The organism is Staphylococcus lugdunensis (assembly GCF_002901705.1).
GTDB lineage: Bacteria > Bacillota > Bacilli > Staphylococcales > Staphylococcaceae > Staphylococcus > Staphylococcus lugdunensis.
This window is the reverse complement of sequence record NZ_PPPV01000012.1, coordinates 40,167-40,441: the sequence shown is the minus strand read 5'-3', so window position 1 is coordinate 40,441 and position 275 is coordinate 40,167. Positions and strand designations below refer to the sequence as shown.

Annotated in this window: 2 tRNA genes; both read right to left on the bottom strand. The window is 46.5% G+C overall.

The window, feature by feature from the left end:
- Positions 1–95: 95 nt before the first annotated feature.
- Positions 96–169: transfer RNA gene (locus CD041_RS00855), tRNA-Pro, on the bottom strand.
- 11 nt (positions 170–180) lie between these two features.
- Positions 181–254 (bottom strand) — tRNA-Arg (locus CD041_RS00850).
- Positions 255–275 lie beyond the last annotated feature (21 nt).

Below are 275 nucleotides of genomic sequence, written 5' to 3'. Positions count from 1 at the left end.
CGCTGACCTCCTGCGTGCAAAGCAGGCGCTCTCCCAGCTGAGCTAAGCCCCCATATAAATATTATCTTACTTTATCAATTATTATCTTTTTTATATCGGGAAGACAGGATTCGAACCTACGACCCCTTGGTCCCAAACCAAGTGCTCTACCAAGCTGAGCTACTTCCCGTTATAAGTAAACGCGCCCGATAGGAGTCGAACCCATAACCTCTTGATCCGTAGTCAAACGCTCTATCCAGTTGAGCTACGGGCGCATACTGATAATAAGGATATTG